The sequence below is a fragment of the Dactylosporangium sp. NPDC005572 genome, assembly GCF_040605515.1.
Classification (GTDB): Bacteria; Actinomycetota; Actinomycetes; order Mycobacteriales; family Micromonosporaceae; genus Dactylosporangium.
Genome location: NZ_JBEXCY010000415.1, coordinates 1 through 3,385, shown reverse-complemented (window position 1 = coordinate 3,385; position 3,385 = coordinate 1). Strand labels below are relative to the sequence as shown.

The following is a 3,385-nucleotide window of genomic DNA, read 5'->3' as shown; positions in this document are numbered from 1 at the left end:
CCCTCCTTCGGGGGAGGGCCGCCGCCTGTGGCGTCAGGCGAGCTCGACGGGCAGGGCCGTGGTGCCGTGGATCAGCACGCCCGGGCGCCAGACCAGGTCCTCGGCCGGGACGGCCAGGTGCATCGACGGGAACGCCGCCAGCAGGTCGGTGAACGCGACCTGGGCCTCCAGCCGGGCCAGCGGCGCGCCCAGGCAGTAGTGGATGCCGTGGCCGAACGCCAGGTGCTGGTTCTCCGGGCGGGACAGGTCGAAGCGTTCCGGGTCGGGGAAGCGCTCGGGGTCGTGGTTCGGGCTGAGCAGCGAGATGCCGACCAGGGCACCGCGCGGGATCGTCACGTCGCCGAACGTCACCGGCTCGACCGCGGTGCGGAACGTGGCCGTCTCGACCGGGCTCTCCAGGCGCAGGAACTCCTCCACGGCGGCCGGGATCAGGGCCGGGTCCTCGATCAGGCGCTTGTGGTCGTCGGGGTGGGTGAGCAGGGTGTACATCCCGTTGCCGATGAGGTTGACCGTGGTCTCGTGGCCGGCGAGCAGCAGCAGGAACACCATCGACGTCAGCTCGTCCTCGCTGAACCGGTCGCCCTCGTCGCGGGTGGCGATGAGGCCGCTGAGCAGGTCGTCGGCCGGTTCGGCGCGCTTGCTGGCGATGAGCTTCATGAGGTACCCCAGGAAGGCCGCAGCCGCCTCGGGCACACCGGCGGTGCTCGCCGAGCCGCCGACCATCACCGACGTCCAGCGCCGGAAGTCGGCCTGATCCTCCCGCGGTACCCCGAGCAGCTCGCAGATGACCTGGATCGGCAGCTGCACCGCGTAGTCCTCGACGAGGTCCGTCGATTCCTTGCCGCGCATCCCGTCGATCAGGGCCGCGCTGAGCTCCTCGATCCGGGGGCGCAGCTCCTCGACCCGCCGGGCCGTGAACACCTTCGCAACGAGCCGCCGCAGGCGCGTGTGATCGGGCGGGTCGTTGGCCAGCAGATGGCGGGTGAGCGGCGAACTCACATTGTTGTCCGTGATCGCCTTCGCGTTGTCCGTCGCACCCTGCCGCTTCGAGAATCGCGGGTCGCCGAGCGCCGCCTTGGCGTCGGCATAGCGGGTGACCAGCCAGATCTCCGAGCCCGTCGGCAGCGTGACGCGGTGCACGGGCGCCTGCTCCCGCAGGGCCGCGTAGACCGGAAATGGATTGTTCCAGAACTCCTGCGAGAACAGCGTCGTCGTCACCTATTCACCGTAACGAATCACGACCCGGACCGTGATCGCCCGCGCGGCCGGTGTTCACCAAGCGCCTCTTAAGTCGTCGCCAACCGCGCCGGGGTCCCCTGACGATCGACGAAGGAGACCACCATGCCGAACCTGCTGGGCATCACCATCAACCACCGCTCGATGCGCGGCGACGCGCGCCGCTTCGCCGCGCTCGCGCGGGCCATCGCCGACGGGACCGTGCCGAACTCACCCGCGCGGGCGCGGGCGATCCAGAAGTACCTCATGAGCCTCATCAGCGGCATCCACCATCATCACCGTGCGGAGGACGACGTGCTGTGGCCGGTGCTGGAGCGGGTCGCGGGGGCCGAGGTCGACCTGGCCGAGCTCACCGAGGACCACGCCCAGCTCGACCCGTTGCTCGACCGGTTGCGCGCGGAGACGGCCGCGCTCGCCGCCGCCCCGCACGACCGGGCCGCTGCGGCTCGCCTGGCGACCAGCCTGGAGACGCTGCGGGACCTGCTCGACGAGCACATCGAGGACGAGGAGCGCACGATCTTCCCGGTCATCGAGCGGTACGTCCCGGAGGCCGACTGGCAGCGGGTGGAGACCGCGGTGCGCAAGGGGGCGCCGGTGGGGTTCGAGCTGCCGCGGATCGAGCGGTACGCGACCGCGGACGAGCTGGCGGAGCTGCGCCGGCTCGCCGGCCCGATGCTGCTGGTGCTGCTGGCCCTGGCCCGCCCGGGCTTCCGCCGCCGCGAGAAGGTGATCTTCGGCTGACCCGGCTGGCCCGGCTGGGCAGGTCGGCGCACCGGATCAAGCCTGATACATCGCCCTTGATGCATCAAGCCTGATGCATCAAGCCCGATGCATCGGAAACGATGCATCGGAGGGGGCGCATCATTCCTGATGCATCAGAGGCGGGCGCATCGGAAGCGAGGCATCAGCCCGATACATCAGGATCGATGCATCAGCCTTGATGTATCGGAAGTGATGCATCAAGGCTGATGCATCAAGCGTGCTGGGACGCCTCGGCGGACCAGTGGGCGGCGCCTACCGTGGCGGCCAGGGCGCGGGCCGCCGCGAAGTGCCGCGTTGCCGCTGCCGGGTCGTCGAGGACCAGCGCGAGCCGGCCCAGGACCAGGTCGACCGGTGGCCCGCCGATGGTCCCGCTCGCCAGCCCGACGAACTGCCCCGCCCACGGCAGCAGTGCCTCGTAGCATCGCGCGGACCAGGCCCGGTCGCCGAGGGCGGCGGCGTTCTCGGCGCGCAGGCCCATCCAGGTCAGCCAGTAGTAGTCGGCGCGGACCGGCATCGCGGCCGGGTTCCACACCGCGCGGGCCTCGTCGAGGCGGCCGCCGTCCACGAGGGCGCGGGTGATCATGTCGTTGGCCTCGCCGGGGGCGATCGCCGCGATCGGCTCCAGCTGTGGCAGCAGGGTGTCGGCCCGGTGCTGGGCGAGCCGGACGAAGAATACGCCGAGCAGGCCGACCTCGGCGGCGTTCGGCTGGCCGGCGCGTTCGATGGGGCCGACGAGCTGCAGGTACAGCCGCTCGGCCGTGGCGAAGTCCCCGGCGAACAGGGCACGGATGGCGTCCAGGATCGACAGTACGGACAGGGTGATGCCCAGCTGGCCGGCGGTGGAGCGGTGCAGCGCCTCGTCGATGTGCGACTGGGCGGCGGCGAAGTCGTTGCGCTCCAGGGCCGCCTGGAACAGCACGTGGTGGGCCTGGGCCGCGAACCCGGGCCGCCCGGCCCGCCCGGCCGCCGCGAGCAGCTCGGCGCCGACGGATGGCAGCTCGTGGCGGCGCTGCGGGTTCAGGACGGCGAAGTACCGCGCGTTGAGCGCCTGGCAGCGCAGCACCGGGTCGTCGCCGGCGAGGGTCAGCGCCTCGGCGCTGGCGTCGGCGCAGCGCGTGGTGTCGTCGCCCTCCAGTTCGTACACCAGCGCCACCAGGAGCCGGCACCGCACGGACGGCGGCGGGTCCGCGGCGAGGGTCGCCTCCAGGAGCGTCACGAGCGGCGCGTCGACGACCCGGGCCGGGCGGATCGACCAGGCGACCGGCGCGTCGAACGCGGTCAGCGCCCGGTGCAGCGCCGCCGGGTCGCCGAGGGCCTGCGCGGCGGCGACGGCGTCGGAGCCGGAGATCCGCGAGGCCATCTCGGGCCAGCTGTGCCGCTGCACCGG

3 protein-coding genes are annotated in these 3,385 nt (G+C 72.2%); 1 reads left to right on the top strand and 2 read right to left on the bottom strand.

Features of this window, described 5'->3' with window-relative positions; translation table 11 throughout:
* Positions 1-33 precede the first annotated feature (33 nt).
* A complete protein-coding gene (locus tag ABZS66_RS61075) occupies positions 34-1,218 on the bottom strand; it encodes a cytochrome P450 (RefSeq protein WP_354774088.1) in 1,185 nt (394 codons plus the stop codon).
* A gap of 123 nt (positions 1,219-1,341) precedes the next feature.
* On the opposite strand from ABZS66_RS61075, the gene ABZS66_RS61070 reads away from it, so the two are divergent.
* Positions 1,342-1,977, top strand: a complete 636-nt coding sequence (locus tag ABZS66_RS61070; protein WP_354774086.1) for a hemerythrin domain-containing protein — start codon at positions 1,342-1,344, stop codon at positions 1,975-1,977.
* A gap of 232 nt (positions 1,978-2,209) precedes the next feature.
* Here ABZS66_RS61070 and ABZS66_RS61065 read toward each other — a convergent pair.
* On the bottom strand, positions 2,210-3,385 hold a 1,176-nt coding region (locus ABZS66_RS61065; RefSeq protein ID WP_354774084.1), incomplete at its 5' end, for a hypothetical protein.